The organism is Dechloromonas denitrificans, from assembly GCF_020510685.1.
GTDB lineage: Bacteria > Pseudomonadota > Gammaproteobacteria > Burkholderiales > Rhodocyclaceae > Azonexus > Azonexus denitrificans_A.
Genome location: NZ_CP075185.1, coordinates 368,743 through 383,975, shown reverse-complemented (window position 1 = coordinate 383,975; position 15,233 = coordinate 368,743). Strand labels below are relative to the sequence as shown.

The window sequence follows — 15,233 nt, the reverse complement described above, 5'->3', positions numbered from 1 at the left end:
TAACGAATTACTTTTTGTTAATGACGGCCTCGGCGACATTCTTCGGCGCCTCGGTATAGTGCTTGAATTCCATCGAGTAGGTCGCGCGACCTTGCGACAACGAACGCACGGAAGTCGAATAACCAAACATCTCGGACAGCGGAACCTCGGCCTTGACCAACTTGATGCCGCCGACCTGATCTTCCATGCCCTGGACGATGCCACGACGGGAGGAAAGGTCACCCATGACGTTGCCCATGTACTCTTCCGGGGTCTCGACTTCAACGGCCATCATCGGCTCAAGCAGCGTCGGATTAGCCTTCTTCATGCCTTCCTTGAAAGCCATGGAAGCGGCCATGCGGAACGCGTTTTCATTCGAGTCAACGTCGTGATAGGAGCCGTCGAACAACGTGAACTTCACGTCGACAACCGGGAAGCCAGCCAAAACACCGCTCGTCACTGCATCACGCAAACCCTTGTCAACCGCGGGAATGAATTCGCGGGGCACGACACCGCCCTTGATCGCATCGATGAATTCGTAACCCTTGCCGGCTTCGTTCGGCTCGATCTTGAGCCAGACGTGACCGAACTGACCACGACCACCGGATTGCTTGACGAACTTGCCTTCCTGTTCGACAGCCTTCTTGATGCACTCGCGGTAGGCAACCTGCGGCGCACCGACGGTTGCTTCGACGTTGAATTCACGACGCATGCGATCAACCAGAATTTCCAGGTGCAGCTCGCCCATACCCGAAATAATGGTCTGACCGGACTCTTCGTCGGTACGCACACGGAACGACGGATCTTCCTGAGCCAGACGACCGAGCGCCAGGCCCATTTTTTCCTGGTCGGCCTTGGTCTTCGGTTCGACGGCAACGTGAATCACCGGTTCCGGGAAAACCATGCGCTCCAGGGTGATGACCTTCGCCGGATCACACAGCGTATCGCCGGTCGTGGCTTCTTTCAGGCCCACGGCAGCAGCGATGTCGCCAGCGCGCACTTCCTTGATTTCTTCACGCTGATTGGCGTGCATCTGCAGGATGCGACCGAGACGTTCCTTGCGGCCCTTGACCGGGTTGTAGACCGTATCACCAGAATTGATCACGCCGGAATAAACGCGGAAGAAGATCAACTGGCCAACGAACGGGTCGGTCATGATCTTGAAGGCCAGCGCGGAGAACGGCTCATCATCGGCGGCACGACGTTCGCCTTCGGTTTCGTTCTCGAGAATACCCTTGACCGGCGGAATATCGACCGGCGACGGCAGCAGCTCGATCACGGCGTCCAGCATCTTCTGCACGCCCTTGTTCTTGAAGGCGGTACCGCAGAGCATCGGCTGGATTTCGCAAGCCAGCGTGCGCGTGCGCAAACCAAAAATGATGTCGGCTTCGGAAAGCTCACCATTTTCGAGGTACTTGTTCATCAGGTCTTCTGACGCCTCGGCAGCGGCCTCAACCATTTGCTCGCGCCACGTATTGGCTTCATCAACCAGATTGGCCGGGATTTCGCGAGCGTCGTACTTCATGCCTTGCGACGCTTCGTCCCAGTAGATCGCCTTCATGCGAATCAGGTCGACCACACCTTCGAAGTTGTCCTCTGCACCAATGGGGATGACCACCGGGATCGGATTCGCCTTGAGGCGCACCTTCAGTTGCTCGACCACCTTGAAGAAGTTGGCGCCAGAGCGGTCCATCTTGTTCACGAAGGCCAGGCGGGGCACGCCGTACTTGTTAGCCTGACGCCAAACGGTTTCCGACTGCGGCTGCACACCACCGACGGCGCAATAGACCATACAGGCGGCATCAAGCACACGCATCGAACGTTCGACTTCAATGGTGAAGTCCACGTGCCCCGGGGTGTCGATAATATTGATATGGTGCGGCGGGAACTGCTTGTCCATACCGCTCCAGAAGCAGGTGGTCGCAGCAGAGGTAATGGTAATACCACGTTCCTGTTCCTGCTCCATCCAGTCCATGGTGGCAGCGCCATCATGCACTTCACCGATCTTGTGGTTAACACCGGTGTAGAAAAGGATACGTTCAGTCGTCGTCGTCTTGCCGGCGTCGATGTGAGCGCTGATACCGATATTCCGGTAGCGCTCGATAGGAGTTTTACGTGCCACGTTAGAGCCCTTTGAAAATTAGAAGCGGAAGTGAGCAAAAGCCTTGTTGGCTTCAGCCATACGGTGCACTTCATCACGCTTCTTGACGGCACCACCGCGATTTTCAGCGGCTTCCATCATTTCGGCAGCCAGACGCTGACCCATGGATTTTTCCGAACGCTTGCGGGCCGACTCACGCAACCAGCGCATGGCAAGCGCAGCACGGCGAGCCGGACGCACTTCAACCGGCACCTGGTAGTTGGCACCGCCAACACGACGGGACTTCACCTCAACCATCGGGCGAACGTTCGACATGGCCGAACCGAAAACTTCTAGCGGATCCTTGCCACCCTTGGTGGTGATGATCTCGAAAGCACCGTAAACAATGCGCTCGGCAACCGACTTCTTGCCGCTCTGCATGATTGCATTGATGAACTTGGAAACTTCGACATTGCCGAACTTGGGATCCGGAAGAATGTCACGTTTTGCTACTACACGACGACGGGGCATATTAACCTCAAATAAACACGATTCAGTTGAAAAGCCGGGTATGGGTTAACACCCACCCGGCTCTCACGGCCATCCAGAAGAATGACCACTTACTCAGGCTGCTTAGTGAATCAGGCAGCCTTCGGACGCTTCGCCCCGTACTTGGAACGGGACTGCTTGCGATCTTTGACGCCCTGGGTATCCAGGGAGCCGCGCACGGTGTGGTAACGCACACCCGGCAAATCCTTGACACGACCACCACGAATCAGGACCACGGAGTGTTCCTGCAGGTTATGGCCTTCACCACCGATGTAGGAAATGACTTCAAAGCCATTCGTCAGACGAACCTTGCACACTTTACGCAGCGCAGAGTTCGGCTTCTTCGGGGTGGTGGTATAGACGCGAGTACAAACGCCACGCTTCTGCGGGCACTTTTCCAGAGCGGGAACCTTGCTCTTGGTGACCTCGGCAACGCGCGGCTTGCGCACGAGCTGATTGATAGTCGGCATATCGAACTTCCTTCAACGACCGGGCACCAAAAGACGGCGCACGACGGCAATTTTGTTATCCAAAGCAGAGACAATGATTAGTCTCTGCCGACAAAGACCATAGATTCTATGGTTGATCAACCCCCGTGTCAACGAGACACGAGGGTCGCTCTTGACTTACAGGCCCAGATCGGCATCCTGCGTTGCGTTTTCCGCAGCAGCCGGCTCGAGAGCCCTTGCCGCTGCGATGTCCTCACCCGCCAGCTGAGCCTTGCGGCTGCGGTGGTAGGCAAGACCGGTACCGGCCGGAATGAGGCGTCCGACGATAACGTTTTCCTTGAGGCCACGCAGTTCGTCGCGCTTGCCCATGATGGCAGCCTCGGTGAGAACACGCGTGGTTTCCTGGAAGGACGCGGCAGAGATGAACGAATCGGTCGACAGCGAGGCCTTGGTAATACCGAGCAACATGTGGTCGAAGGTAGCCGGCAGCTTGCCCTGGGCGATCATGCGATCGTTTTCGGCCAGCAGTTCGGCACGCTCCACCTGTTCCGACTTGATGAACTTGCTATCACCCGGCTCGACGATGGCGACCCGACGCAGCATCTGACGAACAATCACTTCAATGTGCTTGTCGTTGATCTTCACGCCTTGCAGACGATAGACGTCCTGGACTTCGTCGGTAATATAGCGGGCCAGCGCTTCGACCCCCTGCAGACGGAGAATGTCATGCGGATCGGGCAGACCTTCGACGATCTTCTCGCCCTTGTTCACTACCTGACCGTCATGGACCAGCACATGCTTGTCCTTCGGAATCAGGAATTCGTGGACCGTACCGTCGAGATCGGTGATCACCAAGCGCTGTTTGCCCTTGGTGTCCTTGCCGAAGCTGATAGTCCCGGTGAACTCGGCCAGCACTGACGCATCCTTCGGCGTCCGGGCTTCGAACAACTCGGCGACGCGCGGCAGACCGCCGGTAATGTCGCGGGTCTTGGCGGACTCCTGCGGCATCCGGGCCAGCACATCGCCGACACCAACCTGCTGACCGTCAACCACCGAGATGATCGAGCCAACCTGGAAGGCGATCGACACATGGTGGTCGCTGCCGGTGATCTTCACTTCCTGACCGCTTTCATCAAGCAGCTTGACCACTGGACGAATACCCTTGGTGGCAGCCTTGCCACCACGTTTGTGGTCGATAACGACGAGAGTCGACAGCCCCGTAACATCGTCCACCTGCTTGGCGACGGTGACGCCCTCTTCGACATTCTCGAAGCGGACCGTACCGGCATATTCGGTAACGATCGGACGGGTGTGCGGATCCCAGGTCGACAACTTGGCACCAGCCTTGACCACCTTGCCTTCATCGACGGAAAGCGTGGCGCCGTACGGCACCTTGTGGCGCTCGCGCTCACGACCATGGTCGTCGGTAATCAGCACTTCACCGGAGCGGGAGATGACAACCTTCTCGCCCTTGGCACTGGTCACATAACGCATATTCGAGGTGTAGCGAATCGTACCGGCCGATTTGGCTTCAATCTGCGATGCAACAGCAGCCCGGGAGGCCGCGCCGCCGACGTGGAAAGTCCGCATGGTCAGCTGGGTACCCGGCTCGCCGATCGACTGAGCGGCGATAACGCCGATGGCCTCGCCGGCATTGACCATCATGCCGCGACCGAGGTCACGACCGTAGCACTTGGCACACAGACCATAGCGGGTATCGCAGGAAAGCGGGGTGCGAACCTTGACTTCGTCGATACCCAACTTGTCGATCAGATCAACCAGATCCTCGTCCAGCATGGTACCGGCGAAAATAACGGTTTCCTGGGTTTCCGGGTCGACCAGATCGTCAACCGTGACACGGCCGAGAATCCGCTCGCGCAACGGTTCGATGACCTCACCGCCTTCGACCAGGGCCTTGACGACAAAGCCGTTCTGCGTTCCGCAGTCATCTTCGGTAATGACCAGATCCTGCGTCACGTCCACCAGACGGCGGGTCAGGTAACCGGAGTTGGCGGTCTTCAGTGCCGTGTCTGCCAGGCCCTTACGAGCACCGTGGGTCGAGATGAAGTACTGGAGGACGTTCAGGCCTTCGCGGAAGTTGGTGGTAATCGGCGTCTCGATAATCGAGCCATCCGGTTTCGCCATCAGGCCGCGCATACCAGCCAGCTGACGGATCTGGGCAGCAGAGCCGCGAGCCCCGGAGTCGGCCATCATGTAGATGGAGTTGAAGGACTCTTGCTTGACCTTCTTGCCGTGGCGGTCGATGGTGTCCTCGTGGCCGAGTTCGTCCATCATGACCTTGGCGACCTGGTCACCGGTCCGGCCCCAGATATCGACGACCTTGTTGTAACGCTCGCCATTGGTCACCAGACCGTTGGTGTACTGGATTTCGATTTCTTTCACTTCCGCTTCAGCGGCGGAAATGATTTCGTACTTCTTGCTCGGCACCAACATGTCGTCGGAACAGAAGGAAATGCCGGCCCGGGTGGCCAGGGCATAACCGTTCTGCATCAGCTTGTCGGCGAAGATAACCGTTTCCTTCAAACCGCAGCGACGGAAGGATTCGTCGATCAGCTTGGAGATTTCCTTCTTCTTCAGGGCGCGGTCGATAACCTTGAACGGCAACCCCTTCGGCAGGATCTTGGAAAGCAGCGCACGACCAGCCGTCGTTTCGACGCGAACGATTTTCTCGACCCATTCACCATCCACCGCAGCCGGTTCGTATTGCTTCAGGCGAACCGAAATCCGCGACTGGACGTCGAGTTCCTTGGCGGCCATGGCGCGTTCGATTTCGGCGATGTCGGCAAAGTACATGCCTTCACCCTTGCCATTGGTCTTTTCGCGGGTCGCGTAGTACAGACCAAGCACGATATCCTGCGACGGCACGATGATCGGCTGGCCGTTGGCCGGCGACAGCACATTGTTGGAGGCCAGCATCAGCGTGCGGGCTTCCATCTGGGCTTCAAGGGACAGCGGCACGTGAACAGCCATCTGGTCACCGTCGAAGTCGGCGTTGAAGGCCGCGCAGACGAGCGGGTGCAGCTGGATGGCCTTGCCTTCGATCAGGGTCGGCTCGAAAGCCTGGATACCCAGACGGTGCAGGGTCGGCGCGCGGTTCAGCATGACCGGATGTTCGCGGATGACATCTTCGAGGATGTCCCAGACGACCGGTTCCTGGCCTTCGACCATCTTCTTGGCTTGCTTGATGGTGGTGGCGTAGCCGAGCACTTCCAGCTTGTGGAAGATGAAGGGCTTGAACAGCTCCAGGGCCATCAGCTTGGGCAGGCCGCACTGGTGCAGCTTGAGCTGCGGACCGACGACGATGACCGAACGGCCGGAGTAGTCGACGCGCTTACCGAGCAAGTTCTGACGGAAACGACCGCCCTTGCCCTTGATCATGTCGGCCAGCGACTTCAGCGGACGCTTGTTGGCACCGGTCATGGCCTTGCCGCGACGACCGTTGTCGAGCAGCGAGTCGACCGACTCCTGCAGCATGCGCTTTTCGTTGCGGACGATGATTTCCGGCGCCTTCAGCTCGAGCAGACGCTTCAGACGGTTATTCCGGTTGATGACGCGACGGTAGAGGTCGTTCAGATCGGAGGTCGCGAAGCGGCCGCCGTCGAGCGGAACCAGCGGACGCAGATCCGGCGGCAGAACCGGCAGGACTTCAAGAATCATCCAGTCCGGCTTGATGCCGGATTTCTGGAAGCCTTCAAGGATCTTCAGGCGCTTGGCCAGCTTCTTGTTCTTGGCTTCCGAACCGGTCACTTCCAGTTCGGCATGCAAAGACTCGACTTCGCTGGTCAGATCGAGGTTGCGCAGCAGTTCGCGGATACCTTCGGCACCCATGAACGCGACGAACTCGTCGCCGTGCTCTTCCATCATTTCCAGATACTGCTCTTCGGTGAGCAGTTGGGCACGCTGGAGGTTGCTGACCATGCCGGGATCAGTCACGACATAGGCTTCGAAATACAGGACGCGCTCGATATCGCGCAGCGTCATGTCGAGCACCATACCGAGACGGGACGGCAAGGATTTCAGGAACCAGATGTGGGCGGTCGGCGAGGCCAGCTCGATGTGACCCATGCGGTCACGACGAACCTTGGCCAGCGTCACTTCGACGCCGCACTTCTCGCAGATCACGCCACGGTGCTTGAGGCGCTTGTACTTGCCGCACAGGCATTCGTAATCCTTGATCGGGCCAAAGATCTTGGCGCAGAACAAGCCATCGCGTTCCGGCTTGAAGGTGCGGTAGTTGATGGTTTCCGGCTTCTTGACTTCGCCGTAGGACCAGGAACGGATCTTTTCGGGCGAAGCGAGGCCAATGGTAATGGCATCAAATTCCTCTTCCGCCGTTACCTGCTTGAATAGATCGAGCAATGCTTTCATCGTTTAACTCCCAGCCCTAAATCAGTAACGTTCCAGATCGATATCGATCGCCAGCGAACGAATTTCCTTGACCAGCACATTGAAGGATTCCGGCATGCCGGCATCGATCCTGTGCTCGCCCTTGACGATGTTTTCGTACACCTTGGTACGACCATTCACGTCATCGGACTTCACGGTCAGCATTTCCTGCAGCACGTAAGCTGCACCATAGGCTTCCAGCGCCCACACTTCCATTTCACCGAAGCGCTGACCACCGAACTGCGCCTTGCCGCCCAGCGGTTGCTGGGTAACCAGCGAGTACGGACCGGTTGAACGAGCGTGCATCTTGTCATCGACCAAGTGGTGCAACTTCAGGTAGTGCATGTAGCCGACGGTTACCGAGCGCTCGAAAGCTTCGCCAGTGCGGCCGTCGTACAGCGTCATCTGACCGGAAGACGGCATGCCGGCGAGCGCCAGCATCGCCTTGATTTCTTCTTCCTTGGCCCCGTCGAACACCGGCGTCGCGAACGGCACGCCGCTTTGCAAATTGCCAGCCATCTCCATCACTTCGACATCGTTCAACTCGTCGAGGTTCTCGGACTTGCCACTGGAGTTGTATACCGTATCCAGGAAGCCACGCATTTCCTTGGCACTGGACTGGGCGCGCAACATCGCGCCGATCTTGTGACCGAGGCCCTTGGCGGCGAGGCCGAGGTGGACTTCGAGAATCTGACCGACGTTCATCCGCGACGGCACGCCGAGCGGGTTCAGCACGATATCGACCGGGCTGCCGTCAGCCATGTGCGGCATGTCTTCGACCGGCAGGATGCGGGAAACCACACCCTTGTTACCGTGGCGACCGGCCATCTTGTCACCCGGCTGCAGGCGACGCTTGACGGCGACATAGACCTTGACCATCTTCTGCACGCCCGGCGGCAGTTCGTCGCCCTGGGTCAGCTTCTTGCGCTTGGCTTCGAAAGCCAGATCGAAGTCCTTGCGGGCCTGTTCCAGGCCATCCTTGACCTGTTCCAGCTGCAGTGCGGCGTCATCTTCGGACAGACGAATATCGAACCAGTGGTGCGGATCCATGCCATCGAGATAGGCCTGATCGATGCTCGCGCCCTTGGCCAGCTTCTTCGGTCCGCCATTGGCTTTCTTGCCAACAATCAGACGACCAACCCGCTCGAACGCGTCGCGCTCGACGATACGCATCTGGTCGGCCAGATCCAGCTTGTAGTGCCGCAGGTGCTCGTCGATGATCGACTGGGCACGCTTGTCGCGCTCGATGCCTTCGCGGGTGAACACCTGAACGTCGATGACCGTACCAGCGATGCCCGAAGGAACGCGCAGGGAAGTGTCCTTAACGTCGGAAGCCTTTTCGCCAAAGATGGCGCGCAACAGCTTTTCTTCCGGCGTCAGCTGGGTTTCGCCTTTGGGCGTAACCTTGCCGACCAGCACGTCGCCGGCTTCGACTTCGGCACCGATATAGACGATGCCGGAATCATCCAGACGCGACAGCTGGACTTCACCCAGAGACGCGATGTCGCGGGTGATTTCTTCAGGACCAAGCTTGGTGTCGCGGGCGACGACCGTCAGTTCCTCAATATGGATCGAGGTATAGCGGTCTTCGGCAACGACCCGTTCGGAGATCAGGATCGAGTCTTCGAAGTTGTAGCCATTCCACGGCATGAAGGCGATCAGCATGTTCTGACCGAGGGCCAGTTCGCCCTTGTCGGTAGAAGCGCCGTCGGCCACCACGTCGCCCTTGGCGATAATGTCGCCAACGCGGACCAGCGGACGCTGGTTGATGTTGGTGTTCTGGTTGGAACGGGTGTACTTGACCAGGTTGTAGATATCGACGCCGACTTCACCGGCAATCGTTTCATCGTCGTTAACCCGGACCACGACGCGCGCTGCATCGACATAGTCGACCTTGCCGCCGCGCAGGGCGACAACCGCGGTACCCGAGTCGACCGCAACGGTGCGCTCGATACCGGTTCCGACCAACGGCTTTTCCGGACGCAGACAAGGCACGGCCTGACGCTGCATGTTGGCGCCCATCAGCGCGCGGTTCGCATCGTCATGCTCAAGGAACGGAATCAGCGATGCGGCAACGGAAACGATCTGGCCGGGAGCCACGTCCATGTATTGAACACGGGCCGGTTCAGCCAGGATGGTTTCGCCCTTTTCGCGGCAGGTGACCAGATCGTCGGACAGACGACCGTTTGCGTCGAGCGAAGAATTGGCCTGGGCGACGACATAGTTGCCTTCCTCGATCGCCGAGAGGTATTCGATCTCGTTGGTAACCTGACTGTCGGAAACCTTGCGGTAGGCCGTTTCGATAAAGCCGTAATCATTGACCCGGGCAAACAGTGCCAAGGAGTTGATCAGACCGATGTTCGGACCTTCCGGTGTTTCGATCGGGCAAACACGACCATAGTGGGTCGGGTGCACGTCGCGGACTTCAAAGCCGGCGCGTTCACGCGTCAGACCACCTGGGCCGAGAGCGGAAACCCGACGCTTGTGGGTAATTTCCGACAGCGGGTTGGTCTGGTCCATAAACTGCGACAACTGACTGGAACCGAAGAATTCCTTGATCGCGGCACTGATCGGCTTGGCGTTGATCAGGTCGTGCGGCATCAGGTTGTCGGATTCGGCTTGCGACAGACGTTCCTTGACGGCGCGTTCGACACGAACCAGACCGGCACGGAACTGGTTTTCGGCCAGTTCGCCGACCGAACGGACGCGGCGATTACCGAGGTGATCGATATCGTCGATTTCACCGCGGCCATTGCGCAGTTCAACGAGGATCTTGATCACTTCAACGATGTCGCGCGGCGACAGGGTCAGTTGCTCACGCACTTCGGCATTGGCGCCGAGCGGCTTGATCTTGGCAACCAGCGACTCGGCTTCTTCCAGAGTCAGGTTCTCCGAGAAGGCACGCGGGCCGTAAGGCAGCAGACCGACCAGATCCTGAATGGCGGCCATCGAGAAGCCCGAACCTTCAGACAGGTTCTTCAGAGCTGCTTCGGCACGCGACGCCAGATTCTTGACCGTAACCTTGTATTCAATGACACCGGGGCGCGTCAGGCGGCGATTGAACTTCATCCGGCCAACGCCGGACAGGTCGTAGCGCTCATCCGAGTAGAAGAGACCGTTGAACAGGATCTCGACAGCTTCCTCGGTCGGCGGCTCACCCGGACGCATCATGCGGTAGATGGCGATGCGAGCGGCCTGGCGGGAAGCTGTTTCGTCAGCCCGCAGGGTGTTCGAGATGAAGGCACCACGATCGAGTTCGTTGGTGTACAGCGTCTCAACGGTCGTGATCTCGGCTTCGCGCAACTTGGCGAGCAGGGTTTCAGTGATTTCGTCGTTGGCATTGGCAATGACTTCGCCAGTGGCCTTGTCGATGATGTTACGGGCGACCACGCGGCCGACGATGAAATCTTCCGGCACGACGAGTTGCTGCAGCCCAGCGGCGCCAATATCGCGGATGTGCTTGGCGGTGATGCGCTTGTCCTTGGCGACGATAACCTTGCCGTCCGGACCAACAAAATCAAAGCGGGCAACTTCACCGCGCAGACGCTCGGGAACCAGCGTGAATTCGATCTTTTCCTTACCCAGCAGGAAGGTATCGAAATCGAAGAACTGGTCGAGGATCTCCTCGGAGGACATGCCGATGGCTTTGAGCAGCGTGGTCACCGGCATCTTGCGACGACGGTCGACACGGAAGAACAGCGTGTCCTTCGGATCGAACTCGAAATCGAGCCAGGAACCGCGGTAAGGAATGATCCGGGCGGAGAAAAGCAGCTTGCCCGAGCTGTGGGTCTTGCCCCGATCATGCTCGAAGAAGACGCCAGGCGAGCGATGCAACTGCGAAACGATGACGCGCTCGGTGCCGTTGATCACGAAGGAACCATTGGTCGTCATGAGCGGAATTTCGCCCATATAGACTTCCTGCTCCTTGACTTCCTTCACGGTGTCCGGTGCTTCGCGATCCATGATCACCAGGCGCACCCTGGCGCGCAGCGAAGAGGCAAAGGTAAGGCCGCGCTGCTGACACTCGGTTACATCAAAGGCCGGAGCACCCAACATGAAGCTGACGAACTCGAGGCGCGCATTGCCGGAGTGAGAAACAATCGGAAAGATCGAGTTGAATGCAGCCTGCAAGCCTTCATTTTTGCGTTTTTCAGCGGGGACTTCCGCTTGCAGGAAAGCTGTAAAGGACTCGAGCTGGGTCGCAAGCAGAAAGGGAACATCAAGCACGCTGGCGCGCTTGGCGAAACTCTTGCGGATGCGTTTCTTCTCGGTGAAGGAGTAAGTCATGGTAACTCCGTGAGGATTAAATCAAACGTAGAACCTGTCGAAACAGGCAAACGCAAACGTGCTCGCCTCCCGTTCAGGGAAGAGGAAAGCGTCGTTTGCGTTTGCCGCTTGGCGATATTCAAGTTCGTTTTTTGGATCAATGAAACCTGTCGTACAAAGCACAAAAGGGCTGGCGGGTGAACCGCCAGCCCGAACACCTGTCGTCGATTACTTGACTTCGACCTTGGCGCCTGCGTCTTCCAGTTGCTTCTTGAGGGCTTCCGCGTCAGCCTTGGAAACGCCTTCCTTGACGGCCTTCGGGGCACCATCAACCAGGTCCTTGGCTTCTTTGAGGCCCAGACCGGTCACTGCGCGCACGACCTTGATGACTTCAACCTTCTTGTCGCCGGCAGCATTGAGCATGACGGTGAATTCGGTCTGCTCTTCGGCAGCAGCGGCACCAGCAGCAGCCGGGCCAGCAACGGCGACGGCAGCGGCGGAAACGCCGAACTTCTCTTCGAATGCCTTGACCAGGTCATTCAGTTCCATAACGGTCAGGGAGCCAACGGCTTCCAGGATGTCTTCTTTGCTAATTGCCATTTCAATAAACTCCTAAATCAGTTCGTATGCGGTAAGGATCAAGCGGCGACTTCTTCGCGCTGCTTGGCAAGAGCATCCAGAGCACGGACGAAGCCGGCAACCGGAGCCTGCATGACATACAGCAGCTTGGAGAGCAACTCTTCGCGGCTCGGGATGGAGGCAAGCGCCTGCACACCGGCTTTGTCGAGCACGTTGCCGGCATAGGAACCGGCCTTGAGCACGAGCTTGTCGTTGGTTTTGGCGAAATCGCTGAGAACCTTTGCAGCAGCTACCGGATCGGCAGACACGCTGTAAATCAGCGGACCGACCATTTGGTCAGCCAGGCCGGCGAACGGGGTGTCCGCGACCGCGCGACGCACCAAGGTATTCTTCAACACACGCAGATACACACCAGACTCGCGCGCCTTCTTGCGCAGCACGGTGAGGTCGACGACCCCAATGCCACGATATTCGGCAATCACGATGGTCTGTGCGTTGGCCACTTGTGCCGACACCTCAGCTACAACCGCTTTTTTGTCGTTCAGATTGAGACCCACAGGTCTTTCCTCCTTTCAAGTCATAACACGGCGGAAAGAATTTTCCGCCGCACCTACGGCGACCTGAACCAGAAGCTATGCTGCCCTCATCGGCCAGCAAGAAATCTTGTTCTGGGGCACCGTCTGCGCAGGTTGCAGTTGCGATTAAGCTCCGTTACCGGGGCGCCTGCGGTCTTTGACGATCCGCTGATTGCTGCCTAGACAGCAATCAGCAGCCCAAAGTACTTTTAGCCAACCAGCGTAGCCTGATCAACGCGAACGCCCGGGCCCATGGTGGCGGCGACCGCGACTTTGCGCAGATACTGCCCCTTGGAGGAAGCGGGCTTCGCCTTGTTCAAGGCATCAATCAAGGCCTTCAGGTTGCTTTCAAGGCTTTCGACAGAGAACGATGCGCGACCGATCGTGGCGTGCACGATGCCGCCCTTGTCGGTGCGGTATTGAACCTGGCCGGCCTTGGCGTTCTTGACAGCCGTCGTGACATCCATCGTCACGGTACCAACCTTCGGGTTCGGCATCAGGCCGCGCGGGCCGAGAATCTGGCCGAGCTGACCAACGATACGCATGGCGTCCGGCGTGGCGATGACGACATCGAAGTTCAGATTGCCGGCCTTGACTTCGGCAGCCAGGTCGTCGAAACCGACGACTTCGGCGCCTGCAGCCTTGGCGGCCTCAGCCTTTTCGCCCTGAGCGAACACGGCAACGCGAACCGACTTGCCGGTACCGGCCGGCAACACGACCGAACCACGCACAACTTGGTCGGACTTACGTGCATCAACGCCAAGGTTAACGGCGACGTCGATCGACTCATCGAATTTGGCAGTGGCGGTTTCCTTGGCCAGGGTCAGCGCTTCCTGAACCGGATAGAGCTTTTGCGCGACGACCTTGCCCTGCTGGGCTTTTTGTTTCTTCGTAAGCTTAGCCATGATTAGAGGCCCTCCACCGTGATGCCCATCGAGCGGGCGGAGCCGGCGATGGTGCGGACAGCTGCTTCGAGATCGGAAGCGGTCAGATCCGGCTGTTTGGCCTTGGCGATTTCTTCAGCCTGAGCACGCGTAATTTTGCCAACCTTGTCGGTATGCGGCTTGGCCGAACCGGACTTGATGCCAGCGGCCTTCTTGATCAGGATGGTAGCCGGCGGGGTCTTCATCACGAAGGTGAAAGACTTGTCCGCGAAGGCGGTAATCACGACCGGAATCGGCAGGCCCGGCTCGACGCCTTGCGTCTGGGCATTGAAGGCCTTGCAGAATTCCATGATGTTCAGGCCGCGCTGACCCAGCGCCGGACCAATCGGGGGCGACGGGTTTGCTTTGCCCGCCGGCACTTGCAGCTTGATGTAGCCAACAATCTTCTTCGCCATAATGGCTCCTAATAAATGAGTGGTAGCGCGCCTTCATGAGGATCACCTCACTACCAACGCTCCTCTTGCCGAAACACAAGGCTTTCGGCCTGCCCTAAACTAAACAATCAGGCTTTTTCGACCTGACCGAACTCCAACTCAACTGGCGTCGCCCGACCAAAAATGGTCACGGAAACACGCAGGCGATTTTTTTCGTAATTGACGTCCTCGACCGAGCCGTGGAAATCAGTGAACGGACCTTCCTTGACCCGAACCACTTCCCCTGCCTCGAAGAGCACCTTGGGACGGGGCTTTTCAACCCCTTCCTGCATTTGCTGCATGATCTTTTCGACTTCCTTTTCGGAAATCGGGGTCGGCTTGGTGGCGGTCCCGCCAACGAATCCGGTGACCTTGGGCGTGTTCTTCACCAAGTGCCAGGAATCGTCGTCCATATCCATTTCGCACAGCACGTAGCCTGGAAAGAACTTACGCTCGGAAATGGCCTTTTGACCGCCCTTCATTTCCACAACTTCTTCAACCGGCACCAGAATGCGGCCGAATTTTTCTTCCATACCCAAACGGGTGATGCGCTCCTGTATGGCGCGCATCACACTTTTCTCGAAGCCGGAGTAGGCATGTACGACGTACCAGCGTTTGCTCATGATTTCTTCCAGCCCAACACGAGGTCGTAGAGAACCCACTCGAGGCTCTTGTCAGTCAGATAGAGGAAGACCGCCATAACCACGACAAAGGCAAAAACCGCCCCGGTGGTCTGCATGGTTTCCTTGCGGGTTGGCCAGACAACTTTCTTGGCTTCAACCACTGACTCGTTGGCAAATACAAAAAAGCGCTGACCGGGCTCAGTCTTCCAAGCCACGGCAATCGCCAGCGCAAACCCAACGAGGACCGCCAGGACGCGCAAAATCATTGCCTGCTCCGAGAGCAGGTAGAAGCCAGCCACGCCAGCTGCCAGAATTACCAGCGCCAGCGCAAACTTGATCTTGTCAGCCATGAAGTTCGCGATCTTTAAA

The 15,233-nt window shown here is 58.1% G+C and carries 11 protein-coding genes; all 11 read right to left on the bottom strand.

All coding sequences use genetic code 11. The annotated features are described in order from the left end of the window. Window positions 1-7: 7 nt before the first annotated feature. The 11 genes from fusA to secE all read right to left on the bottom strand — a co-directional run bounded on the left by fusA (window position 8) and on the right by secE (window position 15,214). Complete coding sequence (fusA, locus tag KI611_RS01860) at window positions 8-2,101, bottom strand: elongation factor G (RefSeq protein WP_226418137.1); 2,094 nt, start codon at window positions 2,099-2,101, stop codon at window positions 8-10. Between the two features lie 18 nt (window positions 2,102-2,119). Next, the gene (gene rpsG / locus KI611_RS01855; RefSeq protein WP_226418136.1) at window positions 2,120-2,590 is read right to left on the bottom strand and encodes a 30S ribosomal protein S7; all 471 of its coding nucleotides are present in this window, start codon (window positions 2,588-2,590) and stop codon (window positions 2,120-2,122) included. A gap of 110 nt (window positions 2,591-2,700) precedes the next feature. After that, complete coding sequence (gene rpsL / locus KI611_RS01850; protein WP_066879509.1) at window positions 2,701-3,078, bottom strand: 30S ribosomal protein S12; 378 nt, start codon at window positions 3,076-3,078, stop codon at window positions 2,701-2,703. Window positions 3,079-3,234: 156 nt separating this feature from the next. Beyond that, window positions 3,235-7,446, bottom strand: a complete 4,212-nt coding sequence (gene rpoC / locus KI611_RS01845) for a DNA-directed RNA polymerase subunit beta' (protein WP_226418135.1) — start codon at window positions 7,444-7,446, stop codon at window positions 3,235-3,237. A 21-nt stretch (window positions 7,447-7,467) separates the two neighbouring features. Next, window positions 7,468-11,751: a DNA-directed RNA polymerase subunit beta gene (gene rpoB, locus KI611_RS01840; RefSeq protein WP_226418134.1), complete on the bottom strand. Its 4,284-nt coding sequence runs from the start codon at window positions 11,749-11,751 to the stop codon at window positions 7,468-7,470. Between the two features lie 207 nt (window positions 11,752-11,958). Beyond that, window positions 11,959-12,330 carry a 50S ribosomal protein L7/L12 gene (gene rplL / locus KI611_RS01835; protein ID WP_226418133.1) on the bottom strand — a complete coding sequence of 124 codons (372 nt, stop codon included), beginning with the start codon at window positions 12,328-12,330 and terminating at the stop codon, window positions 11,959-11,961. Between the two features lie 38 nt (window positions 12,331-12,368). Further along, entirely contained in the window at window positions 12,369-12,866 is a 498-nt protein-coding gene (gene rplJ, locus KI611_RS01830; RefSeq protein ID WP_226418132.1) for a 50S ribosomal protein L10, read from the bottom strand. A gap of 227 nt (window positions 12,867-13,093) precedes the next feature. Continuing rightward, window positions 13,094-13,789, bottom strand: coding sequence for a 50S ribosomal protein L1 (rplA, locus tag KI611_RS01825; RefSeq protein WP_226418131.1), 696 nt, complete (start codon window positions 13,787-13,789; stop codon window positions 13,094-13,096). A 2-nt stretch (window positions 13,790-13,791) separates the two neighbouring features. After that, window positions 13,792-14,223, bottom strand: coding sequence for a 50S ribosomal protein L11 (rplK, locus tag KI611_RS01820; RefSeq protein ID WP_226418130.1), 432 nt, complete (start codon window positions 14,221-14,223; stop codon window positions 13,792-13,794). 107 nt (window positions 14,224-14,330) lie between these two features. Beyond that, on the bottom strand, window positions 14,331-14,864 hold the full coding sequence (gene nusG / locus KI611_RS01815) for a transcription termination/antitermination protein NusG (protein ID WP_226418129.1): 534 nt from the start codon (window positions 14,862-14,864) through the stop codon (window positions 14,331-14,333). Further along, a complete protein-coding gene (gene secE, locus KI611_RS01810; protein WP_264180018.1) occupies window positions 14,861-15,214 on the bottom strand; it encodes a preprotein translocase subunit SecE in 354 nt (117 codons plus the stop codon). Before secE ends, nusG begins: the two co-directional genes overlap by 4 nt. Window positions 15,215-15,233: the final 19 nt, after the last annotated feature.

Bases quoted from the DNA above. Each gene is read 5' to 3' on its own strand.
- rpsG (WP_226418136.1), bottom strand. From the start codon at position 2,590: ATGCCCCGTCGTCGTGTAGTAGCAAAACGTGACATTCTTCCGGATCCC.
- rpsL (WP_066879509.1), bottom strand. From the start codon at position 3,078: ATGCCGACTATCAATCAGCTCGTGCGCAAGCCGCGCGTTGCCGAGGTC.
- rpoC (WP_226418135.1), bottom strand. From the start codon at position 7,446: ATGAAAGCATTGCTCGATCTATTCAAGCAGGTAACGGCGGAAGAGGAA.
- rpoB (WP_226418134.1), bottom strand. From the start codon at position 11,751: ATGACTTACTCCTTCACCGAGAAGAAACGCATCCGCAAGAGTTTCGCC.
- rplL (WP_226418133.1), bottom strand. From the start codon at position 12,330: ATGGCAATTAGCAAAGAAGACATCCTGGAAGCCGTTGGCTCCCTGACC.
- rplA (WP_226418131.1), bottom strand. From the start codon at position 13,789: ATGGCTAAGCTTACGAAGAAACAAAAAGCCCAGCAGGGCAAGGTCGTC.
- rplK (WP_226418130.1), bottom strand. From the start codon at position 14,223: ATGGCGAAGAAGATTGTTGGCTACATCAAGCTGCAAGTGCCGGCGGGC.
- nusG (WP_226418129.1), bottom strand. From the start codon at position 14,864: ATGAGCAAACGCTGGTACGTCGTACATGCCTACTCCGGCTTCGAGAAA.
- secE (WP_264180018.1), bottom strand. From the start codon at position 15,214: ATGGCTGACAAGATCAAGTTTGCGCTGGCGCTGGTAATTCTGGCAGCT.